We start from the raw sequence: 18,109 nt of genomic DNA on the forward strand, positions 1-18,109 counted from the left end.
CAAACAGGCTATTTGTCAGTATTTATTTTAGATTTCTAAGATATTCCAGCCACTGCTTTTATTTCATCAATAATTCGAAGTGCCAAAGCATCTGCTTTCTCTTGTGAAGCAGCTTCGGTATAAATACGAATTATAGGCTCCGTATTCGATTTTCTTAGGTGAACCCAATTTTCAGCAAAGTCAATTTTTACACCGTCAATGGTTGTACTATCTTCGTTTTTGTATTTTTCCGTCATGGCAACAAGAATCGCATCTACATCAATTTGTGGCGTCAATTCGATTTTGTTTTTGCTCATATAATATTCCGGATACGAAGCACGCAAAGCCGAAACTGTCATTTTTTTGTTAGCCAAATGCGTTAAAAACAGCGCTACTCCCACTAAACTATCACGACCGTAATGCAGTTCCGGATAAATGATTCCGCCATTTCCTTCACCACCTATTACAGCATTATTCTTTTTCATCAACTCGACTACATTTACCTCACCCACCGCACTGGCTTCATAGCTTCCGTTATGCAAATTAGTTACATCACGCAACGCACGGGAAGACGACATATTCGAAACCGTATTCCCTGGTGTTTTACTCAATACATAATCGGCGCAAGCCACCAAAGTATATTCTTCACCAAACATCTCTCCGTCTTCACAAATGAAAGCCAAACGATCCACATCAGGATCTACCACGATTCCTAAATCTGCTTTTTCTTTGACAACCAATTCGGATATATCAGTCAAATGTTCTTTCAACGGTTCGGGATTGTGAGGAAAATGACCATTTGGTTCACAGTATAACTCGACTACTTCAACGCCCATTAATTCCAATAATCTTGGAATAATAATTCCTCCAGAAGAATTTACACCATCCACAACCACTTTAAATTTAGCTGCTTTTACTGCATCAACATCTACCAAAGGCAAATTCAACACTTCATCAATATGAATATCCATGTAGGCGTCGTTAATCATAATTTCTCCCAAATTATCCACATCTGAGAAATCGAAAGCTTCCGTTTCAGCAATTTCAAGAATTTTCAAGCCTTCTTCTCCATTCAGGAATTCTCCTTTTTCATTCAATAATTTCAAGGCATTCCATTGTTTTGGATTGTGAGAAGCGGTAAGGATAATGCCACCTTCAGCTTTTTCTAACGGAACAGCAACTTCAACCGTTGGGGTTGTTGATAGACCTAAATCAATCACGTCAATTCCTAAACCAATTAAAGTATTTACCACCAAATTGTGAATCATTGGTCCCGAAATACGGGCGTCACGACCTACAACAACAGTGATTTTTTCTTTCCCGATATATTTTTTCAACCAAGTTCCGTACGCCGCGGCAAATTTAACCGCATCAACAGGTGTCAGGTTATCTCCTACTTTACCTCCTATTGTCCCACGTATTCCCGATATTGATTTTATTAAAGTCATTGATTAATTATTTTAAATTTTGAATTATAAATTTTAAATTGCTCACAAATATAATAATTGACGCTTTATAAAAGTCATTTAGAATTCAAAATTAACCATTTAAATTCCTAAATTAGGCGAATGAATTTTCTAGCACACATCTATCTTTCCGGTGATAATGATTTAATCAAAATTGGCAATTTCATGGCCGATGGAATTCGGGGAAAACATTTTGAAAGCTTTCCTTTAGAAATTCAAAAAGGAATTGTTCTGCATCGTGCCATTGACACTTTTACTGATGCACATCTTGTTTTTAGAAAAAGTACCAAACGCCTGCATGAGCATTATCATCATTATGCAGGTGTAATTGTTGATGTTTTTTACGACCATTTTTTGGCTAAAAACTGGACGAAGTATTCCGATGAAAAACTAGAGGACTTTGTGATACGATTTTACCAATCCTTGTATTATAATTATGAGATCTTGTCAGAACGAACCAAAGGACTAATGCCTACCATGATGAAAGAAAATTGGCTGGTGAGTTATCAAACGGTTGAAGGAATTGAGCATATTTTGACTCAAATGGACCATCGCACCAAAAATGAATCTAAAATGCGGTTTGCTACCAATGAGCTTTCAGAATTTTATTCGGAATTTGAAAAGGAGTTCACGGAATTCTTTGAAGAATTGAACGCTTTTGCAAAACAAAAAAGAATTGATTAATGATTTTTTTTACCACATAGAAACATAAGTTTGTTTTTTGTAGAGACAGATTAGAAAATAATTTTCAAACATAAGTAATAACCATGGTATAATGTCGTATTTTAAAATCAGGATAAAATTATGTAACAATCTGATTTAAAGTTATTTTACTTAAAGTTAATTCTTTTGACTTTACGACTTTTAAACTTTCGCCTTACTTAGTAGTATTACAAAGACAATATTATATTTAAATCAACAACGCTTTAAGAAGATTAATAATTCGAAAGGACTAAAAGGATGATTACACAAAAATATCTAAATGAATTAAGCTTTCAAATTATTGGGGCAGCAATAGAAGTTCATAAAATCATGGGTAGAGGTTTATTAGAAAGCGTCTATCACCAATGTATGAAAGAGGAATTACGGGTGCGGAATATTAATTTTATTTCAGAGCTTAAAATACCTGTCATTTACAAAGGCAAAATCATGGAATCTGATTTTAGATGTGATTTGTTAGTTGAAAACTTAATTGTGGTAGAGTTTAAAGCCGTCTCAGAAATACATCCTGCTTTTGAAGCAAAACTTTTGAATCATATGAAATTATTAAAATCACCAAAAGGTGTTTTGATAAATTTTAATTGTTATAATATTTTCAAAGAGGGGCAAAAGACTTTCGTTAATGAATTTTATAAAATTTTACCAACAGAGTAACTAAATCCGTCTATGAAATCTATTTTTAAGCGAAGTTTTTTTACACACAAACTAAAATTCTATGTCTCTATGTGGTCAAACCATTTAAAGTATTACAATATAAAACAACCAAAACAATACACCTAAAACCAAAATATATTATACAATGAAAAAAATACTATTCCTACTTGCCTTTGCCGTTTTAGGTTGCAAATCAAATGAAAAAACAGTCGAACCAACAGGTTTAGTGACTTCTAAAGCGATGGTCGTTTCCGCTCGTGAAGAAGCGTCGCAAATTGGAGTTGAAATCATGAAAAAAGGCGGTAATGCTTTTGATGCTATGGTTGCCATGGAACTGGCTTTGGCGGTTTCACATCCTCAGGCGGGAAATATTGGTGGTGGCGGTTTCATGGTTTTCAGAAAAGCCAATGGTGAAACAGGCGCTATCGATTACAGAGAAAAAGCACCTTTGGCAGCATCTAAAGATATGTTTCTAGACAAAAAAGGAAATGTAATTGAAGGAAAAAGTACTGCGACTGCTTTGGCATCTGGAATTCCGGGTACCATTGCAGGAATATTTGAAGTACACAAAAAATATGGCTCTTTACCCATCAGTGAAATTCTCAAACCTGTAATTGCTTTGGCAGAAAGAGGTGTTATTGTCACTAAATTTCAAGCCGAAAGTTTGGCGTATCACAGAGCCTCCTTTATAAAAAGTAATGGTAAGAACAGTTTGTTTTCTAAAGTATATAAAGAAAATGATACTATAAAATACATCGCTTTGGCAGCAACATTAAAACGAATTGCTAAAAACGGACGAGATGAATTTTACAAAGGAGAAACTGCTCAAAAGTTAGTTGCTTTTCTTGCTGAAAAAGGTGGAAATACCACCATTGAAGATTTTAATAGTTATAAAGCCAAGTGGCGAACTCCAATTACTTTTCAATATAAAAATTTAAAAATCACCTCGATGTCGCCTCCCAGCAGTGGTGGAATTTGTTTGAATCAAATCATGAAAATGATTGAGCCCTTCAACCTCTCGCAAATGGGACACAACAGCCTAAAAACGATTCAAGTCATTACTGAAGCAGAACGAAGAGCCTATGCGGACAGGAATTATTTCTTGGGTGATCCTGATTTTGTAAAACTTCCGGTAAAAGAATTAGTAAGTCCATCCTATTTAGAAAAAAGAATGGCTGATTTTTCATTTGATAAAGCTTCTAAATCTTCGGATATTGCCCACGGAGCAATCAAGGGATATGAAAGCAACCAAACCACACATTACTCTATTGTTGATGCCGCTGGGAATGCAGTTTCAGCAACAACTACTTTAAATGATAACTATGGTTCTAAAATATATTGTGACGAATTGGGTTTCTTTTTGAATAATCAAATGGATGATTTCAGTGCCAAACCGGGTGTTCCCAACTTATACGGACTCACTGGAAGTGAAGCCAACAGTATTGCTCCCGGAAAAAGAATGTTAAGTTCCATGACACCCACGATTGTCGAAAAAAACGGTACGCTTTTTATGGTTGTAGGTACGCCGGGAGGCTCCACCATTATCACATCGGTGTTACAAACGATATTAAATGTGTATGAATTTGATATGAGCATGCAAGAAGCGGTAAACGCCCCACGTTTTCACCATCAATGGTTACCCGATGAAATTACTTTTGAACCCAATTCATTCGATACAGAATTATTGAATAATCTGAAGAAAAAAAGCTATTTAATCAATGAAAAAAACAAAGAAATCATTGGTGAAGTTGATGCAATTTTGGTTTTGCCAAATGGAAAATTAGAAGGTGGCGCAGACAAAAGAGGTGATAATAAAGCCGTTGGTTTTTAAATTTATACATTCAAATGAAAAAAATTAGTATTCTACTATGTATGCTTTCTGTTGGGTGTAAAACCCAAAATATAATGGTTCAGCCCACAGGATTGGTTGCTGATAAAGCAATGGTCGTTTCGGCACGGGTAGAAGCGTCCAAAATTGGAGTTGAAATCATGCGAAAAGGGGGTAATGCTTTTGATGCGATGGTGGCAACCGAATTGGCTTTGGCAGTAGCCTACCCTTTTGCAGGAAATCTTGGCGGTGGCGGTTTTATGGTGTACCGAAAAGCGAACGGTGAAATTGGTTCGTTAGATTACCGTGAAAAAGCGCCGATAGCAGCCACGAAAAACATGTTTCTGGACGAAAAAGGAAATGTCATAAAAGGAAAAAGTACTGAGTCTCCGCTGGCTATTGGAGTTCCCGGAACAATTGCCGGTGTTTTTGCAGTTCATGAAAAACTAGGTTCATTACCGATTGCAGACATCCTGAAACCTGTAATTGCATTAGCCGAAAAAGGGGTTATTGTTACCAAAAAACAAGAAGACCGACTAGCTGCTTATCGAGATAGAATTATAAAAGTAAATGGGAACAAAACGTTATTTGCAACTGCTTTCAAAGAAAATGATGTAATACAATATCCTGCGCTGGCAGCTACGTTGAAAAGGATTTCAAAAAATGGCAGAGCTGAATTTTACAAAGGGAAAACTGCTGAAATATTAGTGAAATACCTTCAAGAAAAAGGAGCTATCATCACCTTAGAAGATCTGGCTCAATACGAAGCCAAATGGAGGACGCCACTCACTTTTGATTACAAGGATTTAAAGATAATCTCGATGCCTCCACCCAGCAGTGGCGGAATATGTCTAGCTGAAATATTCAAAATGATAGCGCCTTTCGACCTGGCTAAAATGGGACATAACTCAACCGAAGCCATTCAAGTTATTGTTGAAGCCGAAAGAAGGGCTTACGCAGACAGAAGTTATTATCTGGGCGATCCTGATTTTGTAAAAATTCCTTTAAAAGCCTTAATGACAGATGCGTATTTGAAACAAAGAATGTCGAATTTTAGTTTTGAAAAAGCCACCTTATCATCGGATATAAAAGAAGGAAAAGTAAATTATAATGAGAGTACAGAAACTACTCATTATTCTATTGTAGATCAGTTTGGGAATGCTGTTTCGGCAACAACAACATTAAACGACGGTTACGGGTCTAAATACTATTGTGATGAATTGGGATTTTTCCTCAACAACGAAATGGATGATTTCAGTGCCAAACCAGGTGTGCCTAATATGTTTGGATTGGTAGGAAATGAAGCTAATAGTATTGCGCCACAAAAACGAATGCTGAGTTCCATGACGCCAACAATTGTGGAGAGAAACGGCAAATTATTCATGGTTGTGGGTTCTCCCGGAGGCTCGACAATTATTACATCCGTATTGCAAACGATTTTAAATGTTTCTGAGTATAATTTCAGCATGCAACAAGCAGTAAACGCACCTCGTTTTCATCATCAATGGTTACCGGATTTAATCACTTTTGAGCCTAATACTTTCGATGCTAAAACTTTTGAAACCTTAAAGTCCCGAGGATACATCATCAATGAAAAAACAACACCTGTAATAGGAAAAGTAGATGCGATTTTGGTTTTACCAACTAAAAAATTAGAGGGTGGTGCTGATTTTAGAGGTGACGATACAGCGGTTGGATTTTAGTCCGTCGATTGTGCTCGGAATGATGACAAATTTACTTTTTTATGAAATTTACACACGCCTTAGAAAACGCTTTTACACAAAATAGATCCAAAAGCTGTGCAGCAGTTTGTCGCAAATTGTAATTTAAACCCCTTAAGCACAAAAGAAGCTTTAAAAAACATTTGTTAGGATTAAAATAATAGTAGTTTTGCATCCCCTTTAAAAAAAATATAATGTTCAAAAAGTTGATCACCAAATTAGAAGTAATAATTGCCATAGCACAGTCTTTATTGACTCCAAAACAGTTTATATTTTTATCTGCTGTTTTAGTTGGTATCTCTTCTGCATTTGCCGTAATCGTTTTAAAAACTTTTGCCCATTGGGTTTTTTCTTTTGCCACGTATGTCAGTGGAATATTAAAATTAGGTTTTCTTAATAGTATCTTGCCTATAATTGGTATTCTGCTTACTGTTTTTGTAGTCAAAAGAGTTTTGGGAGGAACCATACAAAAAGGAACTTCGCAAATTTTATATGCTGTTGCCAAAAAAGCAAGTATTATTCAAAAAAAACAAATGTATTCCCAAATTGTTACCAGCTCACTAACAGTTGGATTAGGAGGGTCTGCAGGTCTGGAGAGCCCTATTGTTATTACAGGAGCTGCTTTTGGGTCTAATTATGCCCAAAAATATAAACTGAGTTATAAAGACCGAACGCTTCTAATCGGTTGTGGTGTTGCCGCAGGTATTGCCGCTGCTTTTAATGCGCCAATTGCGGGTGTATTATTTGCTATTGAAGTGTTATTAGTTGATGTGAGTATTGCGGCATTTACACCCATTATGATTGCAGCGGCAACAGGCGCATTAGTATCCGTCATTGCCTTGGACGAAGCCATCTTACTGTCCTTTAAGCAACAGCAAAGTTTTGATTATCACAACCTTTTTTTTTACGTACTTTTAGGCTTGTTAACCGGGTTTGTTTCCGTTTATTATTCCCGTAACTTTCAAAGGGTAGAACATTTTTTTGCCAGACTTAAATTATCGCCTTATAAAAAAGCCTTATTTGGTTCTTCTATTTTGGCCATTCTTATTTTTATTTTTCCAACACTTTTTGGAGAAGGATATGAAAGTATCAAAACATTATCCGAAAATGATCCCGGAAAATTATTGGAGAACACTTTATTCAGTAGTTTTAGAAATAATAGTTGGGCGCTTTTATTGTTTGTAGGTTGCACCATGATGATGAAGGTTTTTGCTACAGGAATAACCTTGAGTAGTGGTGGTAATGGAGGTAATTTTGCACCTTCCCTATTTCTGGGGTCTTATGTTGGTTTTTTCTTTGCTAAATTTTTAAATTTAACCGGATTAACCAAACTTCCTATCAGCAATTTCACTTTGGTTGGCATGGCCGGAATATTGAGTGGCTTGTTTCATGCGCCATTGACTGCGATTTTCTTAATTGCTGAAATTACAGGAGGTTATAATTTAATGATTCCACTTATGATTGTTTCTTCTATCAGTTTTGCTATTTCAAAGCGTTTTGAAAAACATTCTATGGATGTAAAAAATCTTATTCAAAAAGGACATGCATTTACCAGCAATAAAGACACTAATGTTCTTTCCACATTAGAAACAAATTCTATTATTCAAACGGATTTTTTAACGGTCACGCCAAATGAAAATTTAGAAAAATTAGTAGATTTGATATCACATTCTAATCAAGTAATTTTTGCTGTAGTAGATCCAGAAAATCAACTTCTAGGAATGGTTCATTTTAATACTATTCGGGAAATAATATTCAATACCTATAGAGTTAAATATACTTTGGTCAAAGATATTATGATAAAACCTTTGGAAACCGTCACTCCGGATGACAGTATGGAAACCGTCATGAATAAATTTGAAAAATCTAAAGTAGCCTTTTTGCCAGTACTCAAAAACGACAAATATTATGGTTTTATTTCTAAATCTATTGCGCTTGAGGCATACAGAACTAAACTAAAATCGATGACGATAGAATAATTTCGTAATTACTTTTAACACAAACTTCTAAAGTGTTCTATCGAAAGAATAAATCAAAATAGTAACTTTGTTTCCGAAAAATTCGGAATCTGCGAAAAATTATGTTAGACAAAGACAATACCATCGAAGTTCAAGGCGCTCGCGTTCACAACTTAAAAAATATAGATGTTTCTATTCCTCGGGAAAAACTGGTTGTAATTACCGGTCTCTCAGGTTCTGGAAAATCCTCCTTAGCTTTTGATACTATTTATGCCGAAGGGCAACGCCGTTATGTAGAAACTTTTTCGGCTTATGCACGCCAGTTTCTTGGTGGCTTGGAACGTCCCGATGTGGATAAAATTGACGGACTTTCTCCTGTAATTGCTATTGAACAAAAAACGACCAGTAAAAGTCCGCGTTCCACCGTGGGAACTATCACTGAAATTTATGATTTCCTACGTTTGCTTTATGCTCGTGCAGCTGATGCATACAGTTACAACACCGGCGAGAAAATGGTTTCCTATTCTGATGAGCAAATCAAAGATTTGATTATTCAAGATTTTACCGGAAAGCGAATCAATATTTTAGCGCCAGTTATTCGGTCTCGCAAAGGACATTATGCGGAGCTTTTTCAACAAATTGCCAAGCAAGGTTTTCTTAAAGTTCGCGTAAACGGCGATGTATTGGATATTACTTTGGGAATGAAATTAGACCGTTATAAAACACACGACATCGAAATTGTTGTGGATCGAATGGTGATTGAAGCCACCCCAGATAACGAGAAACGTTTGTCGGAAAGCATCAATACAGCCATGCATCATGGGGAGAACGTCTTGATGGTTTTGGATCAAGATTCCAATGAAGTACGATTTTTTAGCCGGAATTTGATGTGTCCTACTACTGGAATTTCCTATCAGAATCCCGAACCCAATTTATTTTCTTTCAATTCCCCAAAAGGCGCTTGTGATCATTGCAATGGCTTAGGAACAGTCAATGAAATTAACCAAAAAAAGATTATTCCAAATCCAAAATTATCCATAAAAAATGGCGGTTTTGCGCCTTTGGGAGAATATAAATCTTCGTGGATTTTTAAGCAACTTGAAATCATAGGCGAAAAATATAGTTTCAAATTGACGGATGCCATAGAAACCATTCCGCAGGAAGCTATGGAAATGATTTTGAATGGCGGAAAAGAAAAATTCACCATCAACTCAAAAGATTTAGGCGTTGCCCGAGAATACAAAATTGATTTTGAAGGGATTTCACATTTCATAAAAAACCAACATGATGAAAGCGGCTCTACATCAATCAAGCGCTGGGCAAAGGAATTTATGGACGAAATAAAATGTCCGGTTTGTGACGGTTCCCGTTTGAAAAAAGAAGCGATGTTCTTTAAAATCAATGAAAAGAATAGTACCGAATTGTGCGATATGGATATTTCGGATCTAACGGTTTGGTTTAATGACTTAGAAAATCATTTATCCGACAAACAAAAACGCATCGCTACCGAAGTCATCAAAGAGATTAAGGATCGATTGAACTTCTTAATGAATGTAGGCTTGGATTATTTGGCTTTAAGCCGAAGCTCTAAATCACTTTCGGGTGGTGAAGCACAACGCATTCGATTAGCGACTCAAATTGGTTCGCAACTTGTAGGTGTTTTATATATCTTGGATGAGCCAAGTATTGGTTTACACCAAAGAGATAATGATAAATTGATTCATTCCCTGGAACAATTACGCGATATTGGAAACTCTGTAATTGTGGTAGAACACGATAAAGATATGATTGAACGTGCAGATTATGTAATTGATATTGGACCAAAAGCAGGAAAATACGGAGGACAAATCATTAGCATTGGAACTCCTGCAGAAACAATGGCCTCAAATACCATTACGGCACAATATCTCAATGGGAAGATGAAAATTGAGGTTCCAGCAAAACGTCGGGAGGGAAATGGGAAATTCCTAAAACTGACCGGAGCAACCGGAAATAACTTGAAAAATGTTTCGATAGAATTGCCTTTGGGCAAAATGATTTGCGTGACTGGAGTTTCCGGAAGTGGTAAATCTACGTTAATTAATGAAACGCTCTACCCTATTTTGAACGCGTATTATTTTAATGGTGTCAAAAAACCAAAACCGTATAAAAAAATTGAAGGACTGGAACATATTGATAAAGTGATTGATATTGACCAAAGTCCGATTGGCAGAACGCCCCGCTCTAATCCTGCAACTTATACCGAAGTTTTTACCGAAATCAGAAATCTGTTTACGATGACTTCTGAAAGTCTGATTCGGGGATATAAAGCCGGACGTTTTAGTTTTAATGTCAAAGGCGGACGTTGTGAAACCTGCCAAGGTTCTGGAGTGCGAACGATTGAAATGAATTTTTTACCTGATGTATATGTAGAATGTGAAACCTGCCAAGGAAAGCGTTTTAACAGAGAAACTTTGGAGATTCGATACAAAGGAAAATCCATTTCGGATGTGTTGAATATGACAGTAGATGAAGCGGTTCCGTTCTTTGAAATGATTCCGAAGATTTATAGAAAAGTAAAAACTATTCAGGATGTTGGATTAGGATATATTACCCTTGGACAACAAAGCACTACACTCTCCGGCGGTGAGGCACAGCGCATTAAGCTGGCGGGAGAATTATCTAAAAAAGATACTGGGAACACGTTTTATATTCTGGATGAACCCACAACTGGTTTGCATTTTGAAGACATTCGAGTGTTGATGGAAGTGATCAATAAACTGGTTGACAAAGGAAATACTATTTTGATTATCGAACACAATATGGACGTGATTAAACTTGCGGATTACATCATCGACATTGGCCCTGAAGGCGGAAAAGGCGGCGGACAACTCATTGCCAAAGGAACTCCGGAAGAAATTATTAAAAATAAGAAAAGCTATACAGCGCAATTCTTGAAAAAAGAATTACTTTAGTATACATAAAAAATAAAAAAATAATTTTTGGAAATTATGAATTTAAAAGAAGCGTTCAGTAGTGTCGAAAACTATTTTTCACCTAAAATAATTGGTGAAGTTAATGATCAATTTATTAAAGTGGCAAAAATCAAAGGCCAAGATTTACCATGGCATAATCATGAAAATGAAGATGAATTATTTTACATTGTAGAAGGAGAACTTTTAATGGAAATTGAAAACGAACCTAAATTCACTATGAAAAAAGGAGATTTATTTGTGGTAAAAAAAGGTATAAACCACAGAGTTTCGTCAACTGACGACTGTTTAATAATGCTGATAGAATCAAAAACTACTGAACATACTGGTAAAGTTATATCTAAAATAACAAAATCCATTGAAGAGCAAACGTATTAAATTTGCTTAGCCCTGATAGCAATGAAAATCCTTTATTGTTTTTCTTTAAAACAATAAAGATTGAAATGGATAGCAGGAAATAGCTCCAAAAAAAAGAGAAATTAAAATATATTTTTGAAAATGAGATTAGAAGATTTTGATAACGACGAAGATAGAGTAATCCAAGACCGACTGAAAAGAAAGACTTGGAACGAAATTAGGACCAATGATAGTTGGGCGATTTTTAAAATCATGGCCGAATTTGTTAATGGTTATGAGAGCATGGGACGCATAGGTCCGTGCGTAACCATTTTTGGTTCTGCCAGAACAAAGCCTGAAGACCCCTACTATTTGCTTGCTGAAAAGATTGCCTATAAAATCAGTAAGGCCGGTTATGGTGTAATCACTGGCGGTGGTCCAGGAATTATGGAGGCAGGAAACAAAGGTGCACATTTGGGTGGTGGAACATCAGTAGGATTGAATATTGAACTGCCTTTTGAGCAACATTTCAACCCATATATTGACAGTGATAAAAACCTTAATTTTGATTATTTCTTTGTTCGCAAAGTGATGTTTGTCAAATATTCTCAAGGTTTTGTAGTGATGCCGGGAGGTTTTGGAACGATGGATGAATTATTTGAAGCGATGACTTTAATACAAACCAAAAAAATTGCTCGATTCCCAATTATACTTGTTGGTTCCAGCTTTTGGGCAGGATTAATTGAATGGATAAAAACGGTTTTAGTGGAAAAAGAAGGTACAGTTCATGCCGAAGATTTGAATTTATTTAAAATTGTAGACACAGAAGATGAAGTGGTTGACGTCCTGAATGCCTTTTACAAGAAATACGATTTATCTCCAAATTTTTAAACAAAAAAAGAAGTTGCTTCAAAACAGCTTCTTTTTTTTGTTTTATTTTAAGATCCCTAGTAAGAATACTATCTAATTATAAGTACATTTATTTTTTTAATAAATCAATATCTGAATTTGAAATCATACCTTAAAATATTCTGTTACATTCTTTTTTTATTAGCTACATTGAATCAATATGCACAGCAGCACTCTACCATCTCTGTAGTGTTAAATATTGAAAAAAAGACATTGGATATTAAGCAGGAAATCATTTTTAATAATCAGTCCGATGATACGTTGACATCTATTGTTTTGAATGACTGGAATAATGCCTTTTCCAATAAAAATACGCCTTTAGCCAAACGATTTTCGGATGAATTTTATAGAGGATTTCATTTAGCCAAAGAAGAAGAGCGTGGTAGCACAATAAATTTAATTATTACAGATGCCACTCAGCAGTTTTTGTCTTGGCAAAGGACAGAGAAAAATCCTGATTATGTAGTTGTCCAATTAAAAAATCCGCTACTTCCAAACCAGAAAATCAATTTAAATCTCTCGTACATTACTAAAATCCCCAGCGAAAAATTTACAAAATTTGGTTACCACAACAATGGAACTGTAAACCTTAAAAACTGGTACCTTACTCCTGCGCGTTATGAAAACCATGCTTTTATCAAAAATAGTAATAATAATCTGGATGATATTGCCAATGCTATTTCTAACTTTGAAATTGATCTTAAAATACCCACTACTTTAGAAGCAACATCCGATTTAAACAGTGAGAAAACAACTGATAATAATGGCTTTTCAAACTACAAATTGTGGGGAAATAACAGAACGGATTTCAGTCTGATCATTGAGCCTAAATTGAATTTTGAGAGTTACAAAAACAGTTCAGTTGAAGTACTCACGGATATGAAAAGCAACAAATTAGACAACATTCAAAAAGCAATTGCAATTGACCGAATTGTGAATTTCGCAAGTGATTTGATTGGAAAATATCCTTACGAAAGAATTGTAGTTTCCCAAACGGATTATGAGAAAAATCCGTTTTATGGATTGAATCAGCTTCCCTCATTTATAAGTCCTTTTTCTGATGAATTTATTTTCGAAATCAAATTTCTAAAAGCCTATTTAAATGAATATTTAAAAAAGAGTTTACATCTGGATCCTAGAAAAGACAATTGGATTTATGATGGTATTCAAGTTTATGCGATGATGAAATATATGGATGAAAATCATCCCAAAGCTAAAATGATGGGCAGTGCATCAAACATCCGATTGCTAAAAAGTTTCAATCTGACCAATATTGACTTTAATGGACAATACAGTTATTTCTATATGTTGATGGCTCGCAAAAATCTGGATCAGCCATTAGGCGATCCAAAGAACACTTTAATAAAATTCAATGAACAAATTGCCAGTAAATACCGTGCGGGATTAAGCATTCGGTTTCTGGATGATTATTTGTTAAATGATGCTGTAAAGACCAGTATTCAACAATTTTATAAAAAAAATCAGTTGGAACAAGTATCGAGATCCGATTTTGAAATTTTATTAAAATCAAATACAACTAAAGATATCAGTTGGTTTTTTAATACAATCATTAATTCAAGAGACATCATTGATTATAAATTTTCAAGCGTCTTAAAAACCCAAGACAGTATCACTTTTTCAATTAAAAACAGAACTGGAACTCTTATTCCCATTCCAGTTTATGGTACTAAAAAAGGTCAAATTGTTTTTAAGCAATGGCTGGATATTAATGAAACCGATACTACTTTCACGATACCCAGAAATAATGCTGACAAAATTATTTTAAATCTAAAAAATGAAGTTCCAGAATATAACTTAAGAAATAACTGGAAGAAATTAGAAGGTTTTTTCCCTAATAATCGTCCTGTAAAGTTTGTTTTCATGAAAGACTTAGAGGATCCTTATTACAATCAAGTACTGTATGTTCCGTCAATATATTACAATTTATACGATGGTTTAACTCCCGGCATCAGATTGCATAACAAAACCATTCTGGAAAAGCCTTTTGTTTTTGATGTCAATCCATCTTATTCTACTAAATCAAATAACGTATCTGGTTCAGCATTTTTTGTGGTCAACCAAAATTTTAGAAACACAACGCTGTATAATGCCCGATATTCAGTAAGTGGATCCTATTTTCATTATGCACAGGATGCAGCGTATCTTAGACTAAATCCAACGGTGCAATTGCGTATCCGAGAGCCCAACTTCAGAGACAATAGGAAACAGCTTTTCTTATTCCGACAAGTAATTGTCAATAAAGAAAAAAGCATCCTGGTACTTGACAACTCCCCCGAAAATTATTCTGTTTTTGATGCGAGATATATTAATACCAAAACAGAAGTTACCAACCATTTTAATTTTACTACGGATCTACAAATTTCTGGTAAATTCGGAAAAATTACAGGTGAAATTGAATACCGAAAACTCTTTGAAAACAACCGGCAAATTAATTTACGGTTGTATGCGGGAAGTTTTTTGTATAATAAAACGCAATCCGATTTTTTCAGCTTCGCATTAGACCGGCCAACGGATTACCTTTTTGATTACAATTATTTTGGAAGGTCTGAAAGTACAGGGATTTTTAGTCAACAATATGTATTGGCCGAAGGCGGTTTTAAATCAAAAATTGCTACGCCTTATGCCAATCGATGGCTTACCAGCTTTAATGCCAGTTATAGTATCTGGAACTGGATTGAAGTATATGGTGACATTGGTTTAATCAAAAATAAAAATGTAAAAGAAAGATTTGTCTATGACAGTGGTATACGCCTAAATTTAGTCACAGATTATTTTGAATTATATTTTCCGGTCTATTCTACAAATGGATGGGAAATTGCCCAAAACAATTACAATGAAAAAATACGCTTCATCGTAACTTTTTCACCTAAAACATTAATCAATCTTTTTAATCGAAAATGGTTCTAATCCAATAAGATTCTCATTAATTATTAAACTATTCTTAGTGAATTGATTTTAAAATTACATATACTAAAAAAATAAGATACTTTTTATTAGAATAAATTACAATAATTTAATTATATTTATTTCAATGAATTATGAATCTAGCTACTTTTTAAGTAAATTTGCACCTCAAAGTTATACTTTTCAATTATGATAAAAGAAAAAACCAATACTACATTGACATTTGAAGATTTCAAAATCGAAGTATTAAATGACTATAAAATAGCCATATTAAGCAGAGAATGCAGTCTTTTAGGACGTAAGGAAGTATTAACTGGAAAAGCTAAATTTGGGATTTTTGGAGATGGAAAAGAAGTACCACAACTGGCAATGGCGAAAGCATTCCAAAATGGAGATTTCCGTTCTGGCTACTATCGGGATCAAACGTTTATGATGGCTATTGGTGAACTTAGTATCCAACAATTTTTTGCCGGATTATATGGTCATAATGATATCGAACAAGAACCAATGTCAGCAGGAAGGCAAATGGGCGGTCACTTTGCTACCCATAGCCTAAATGAAGATGGAAGTTGGAAAAACTTAACAAAACAAAAAAACTCTAGCGCTGACATTTCCCCAACTGCCGGACAAATGCCACGTTTATTAGGACTGGCTCAAGCATCAAAAATTTACAGACAAGTCTCCGGAATACCAAATGCAGCTAATTTTTCTAATCAAGGAAATGAGATTGCCTGGGGCACCATAGGAAACGCAAGTACTTCAGAAGGCTTATTTTTTGAAACTATCAATGCAGCGGGTGTTTTACAAGTACCAATGGTAATGAGTATTTGGGATGATGAATATGGGATTTCTGTTCATGCAAGACATCAAACCACAAAAGAAAATATTTCTGAAATTTTAAAAGGATACCAAAAAGACAAAAACACAAATGGCTTTGAAATTTTAAGAGTAAAAGGGTGGGATTATGCAGACCTGATTGCCACGTATGAAAAAGCTGCCACTATAGCCCGAGAAAATCATACTCCTGTTTTGATACACGTAAATGAATTGACACAACCGCAAGGACATTCCAGTTCTGGTTCTCATGAGCGCTACAAAAATACGGACCGATTGGCCTGGGAAAAAGACTATGATTGCATCCGTCAAATGAGATTATGGATGATTGCTATCAATATTGCTTCTCCTGAAGAAATTGAAGCCATTGATACACAAGCCAAAAAAGATGTTTTAGAAGGCAAGAAAGCGGCCTGGAATGCATTTTTAGAACCCATAATTGAAGAGCAAAAAGAAATAGTCGCTCTATTACAAAAAATAGCCGAAAGCAGCAAAAACAAAGAAGCGATATTAAAACATATCGTTGATTTAAGCAGTATCAAATCTCCTTTGAAAAAGGAAATTCTGGTGACAGCCCGAAAAGTATTGCGTTTAATCCTAAATGAAAATAGCAAAACTGAACTGTCACTTTGGATAAAAACCTACACTGCTAAAACACAAAAGAATTTTAGCAGCAACTTATTTTCGGAAACGGATTTAAATGTGTTCTCTGTCAAAAAAGTTCTGCCTATTTATGCTGAAGATGCCAAGGAAGATACAGATGGACGTATGATTTTGCGGGATAATTTTGATGCAATTTTTACTAAATATCCTGAAACATTAATTTTTGGTGAGGATGCTGGAGCTATTGGTGATGTCAATCAAGGTTTAGAAGGAATGCAAGAAAAATACGGAGAACTCCGCGTTGCCGATGTAGGAATTCGTGAAGCAACCATTTTAGGTCAAGGGATTGGAATGGCTTTAAGAGGTCTTCGCCCTATTGCCGAAATTCAATATTTAGATTATTTATTGTATGCAATTCAAATCATGAGTGATGATTTAGCTACGTTGCGCTATAGAACCGTAGGAAAACAAAAAGCACCATTAATTATCCGTACTCGTGGTCATCGTTTAGAAGGCATCTGGCATTCTGGTTCTCCTATGGGAATGATTATAAATGCCATTAGAGGAATTCACGTTTTAGTTCCTAGAAACATGACTCAAGCAGCCGGTTTTTATAATAGTTTATTAGAATGTGACGAGCCTGCTTTAGTCATTGAGTGCCTGAACGGTTATCGATTGAAAGAAAAAATGCCTTTAAACTATGGCGAATTTAAAACACCAATTGGAGTAGTTGAAACCTTAAAACAAGGAACAGACATTACACTCGTTTCCTATGGTTCTACTTTGCGATTAGTACAGCAAGCTGCCAAGGAACTCCTTGAAATAGGTATAGATTGCGAGATTATCGACCTACAATCTTTGCTTCCGTTTGACATTAATCAAGATGTTGTAAAAAGTATTGCTAAAACAAATCGTCTTTTAGTAATTGATGAGGATGTTCCTGGTGGTGCTTCAGCTTATGTTTTACAACAAATTATTGAGCATCAAGATGGTTATAATTATTTAGACAGCAAACCTCAAACGCTAACAGCAAAAGCACATCGACCTGCTTACGGAACAGATGGTGATTATTTCTCTAAACCTTCAATAGAAGATATTTTTGAAAAAGTGTATGGTATGATGAATGAAGTAAATCCATCAAAATATCCAAATTTATACTAAGATCCAATTCATAAATTAGAATCCCAATTGGAAACGATTGGGA

At 35.1% G+C, this 18,109-nt stretch carries 11 protein-coding genes; 10 read left to right on the plus strand and 1 reads right to left on the minus strand.

All coding sequences use genetic code 11. From position 1 onward, the window contains the following. Positions 1–35: 35 nt before the first annotated feature. Positions 36–1,427: a phosphoglucosamine mutase gene (gene glmM / locus EKL98_RS09680; RefSeq protein ID WP_126562173.1), complete on the minus strand. Its 1,392-nt coding sequence runs from the start codon at positions 1,425–1,427 to the stop codon at positions 36–38. Positions 1,428–1,547: 120 nt separating this feature from the next. Between glmM and EKL98_RS09685 the strand changes: the two genes are divergently transcribed. The 10 genes from EKL98_RS09685 (at position 1,548) to EKL98_RS09730 (ending at position 18,066) form a co-directional block, all read left to right on the plus strand. Further along, on the plus strand, positions 1,548–2,129 hold the full coding sequence (locus EKL98_RS09685) for an acyl carrier protein phosphodiesterase (RefSeq protein ID WP_126562174.1): 582 nt from the start codon (positions 1,548–1,550) through the stop codon (positions 2,127–2,129). 276 nt (positions 2,130–2,405) lie between these two features. Further along, entirely contained in the window at positions 2,406–2,819 is a 414-nt protein-coding gene (locus EKL98_RS09690) for a GxxExxY protein (RefSeq protein ID WP_126562175.1), read from the plus strand. A gap of 145 nt (positions 2,820–2,964) precedes the next feature. Next, complete coding sequence (gene ggt, locus EKL98_RS09695) at positions 2,965–4,650, plus strand: gamma-glutamyltransferase (RefSeq protein ID WP_126555779.1); 1,686 nt, start codon at positions 2,965–2,967, stop codon at positions 4,648–4,650. A 14-nt stretch (positions 4,651–4,664) separates the two neighbouring features. Next, positions 4,665–6,350 (plus strand): gamma-glutamyltransferase, encoded by a 1,686-nt coding sequence (ggt, locus tag EKL98_RS09700; RefSeq protein WP_126562176.1) that lies wholly within the window; start codon positions 4,665–4,667, stop codon positions 6,348–6,350. 212 nt (positions 6,351–6,562) lie between these two features. Next, positions 6,563–8,347, plus strand: coding sequence for a chloride channel protein (locus EKL98_RS09705; RefSeq protein WP_126562177.1), 1,785 nt, complete (start codon positions 6,563–6,565; stop codon positions 8,345–8,347). A 101-nt stretch (positions 8,348–8,448) separates the two neighbouring features. After that, positions 8,449–11,280: an excinuclease ABC subunit UvrA gene (uvrA, locus tag EKL98_RS09710; protein WP_126562178.1), complete on the plus strand. Its 2,832-nt coding sequence runs from the start codon at positions 8,449–8,451 to the stop codon at positions 11,278–11,280. Positions 11,281–11,316: 36 nt separating this feature from the next. Beyond that, on the plus strand, positions 11,317–11,676 hold the full coding sequence (locus EKL98_RS09715; protein WP_126459837.1) for a cupin domain-containing protein: 360 nt from the start codon (positions 11,317–11,319) through the stop codon (positions 11,674–11,676). A 120-nt stretch (positions 11,677–11,796) separates the two neighbouring features. Then, positions 11,797–12,525, plus strand: coding sequence for an LOG family protein (locus tag EKL98_RS09720; protein ID WP_126459840.1), 729 nt, complete (start codon positions 11,797–11,799; stop codon positions 12,523–12,525). A gap of 198 nt (positions 12,526–12,723) precedes the next feature. Further along, positions 12,724–15,471, plus strand: a complete 2,748-nt coding sequence (locus tag EKL98_RS09725; RefSeq protein ID WP_126562210.1) for a gluzincin family metallopeptidase — start codon at positions 12,724–12,726, stop codon at positions 15,469–15,471. 186 nt (positions 15,472–15,657) lie between these two features. Then, on the plus strand, positions 15,658–18,066 hold the full coding sequence (locus tag EKL98_RS09730) for an alpha-ketoacid dehydrogenase subunit alpha/beta (protein WP_126459843.1): 2,409 nt from the start codon (positions 15,658–15,660) through the stop codon (positions 18,064–18,066). Positions 18,067–18,109: the final 43 nt, after the last annotated feature.

Source organism: Flavobacterium bomense, assembly GCF_003970355.1.

What these genes read in the sequence shown, in the direction of transcription:
- glmM (WP_126562173.1), bottom strand. Translation starts at nt 1,427, where the DNA reads ATGACTTTAATAAAATCAATATCGGGAATACGTGGGACAATAGGAGGT.
- EKL98_RS09685 (WP_126562174.1), top strand. Translation starts at nt 1,548, where the DNA reads ATGAATTTTCTAGCACACATCTATCTTTCCGGTGATAATGATTTAATC.
- EKL98_RS09690 (WP_126562175.1), top strand. Translation starts at nt 2,406, where the DNA reads ATGATTACACAAAAATATCTAAATGAATTAAGCTTTCAAATTATTGGG.
- ggt (WP_126555779.1), top strand. Translation starts at nt 2,965, where the DNA reads ATGAAAAAAATACTATTCCTACTTGCCTTTGCCGTTTTAGGTTGCAAA.
- ggt (WP_126562176.1), top strand. Translation starts at nt 4,665, where the DNA reads ATGAAAAAAATTAGTATTCTACTATGTATGCTTTCTGTTGGGTGTAAA.
- EKL98_RS09705 (WP_126562177.1), top strand. Translation starts at nt 6,563, where the DNA reads ATGTTCAAAAAGTTGATCACCAAATTAGAAGTAATAATTGCCATAGCA.
- uvrA (WP_126562178.1), top strand. Translation starts at nt 8,449, where the DNA reads ATGTTAGACAAAGACAATACCATCGAAGTTCAAGGCGCTCGCGTTCAC.
- EKL98_RS09715 (WP_126459837.1), top strand. Translation starts at nt 11,317, where the DNA reads ATGAATTTAAAAGAAGCGTTCAGTAGTGTCGAAAACTATTTTTCACCT.
- EKL98_RS09720 (WP_126459840.1), top strand. Translation starts at nt 11,797, where the DNA reads ATGAGATTAGAAGATTTTGATAACGACGAAGATAGAGTAATCCAAGAC.
- EKL98_RS09730 (WP_126459843.1), top strand. Translation starts at nt 15,658, where the DNA reads ATGATAAAAGAAAAAACCAATACTACATTGACATTTGAAGATTTCAAA.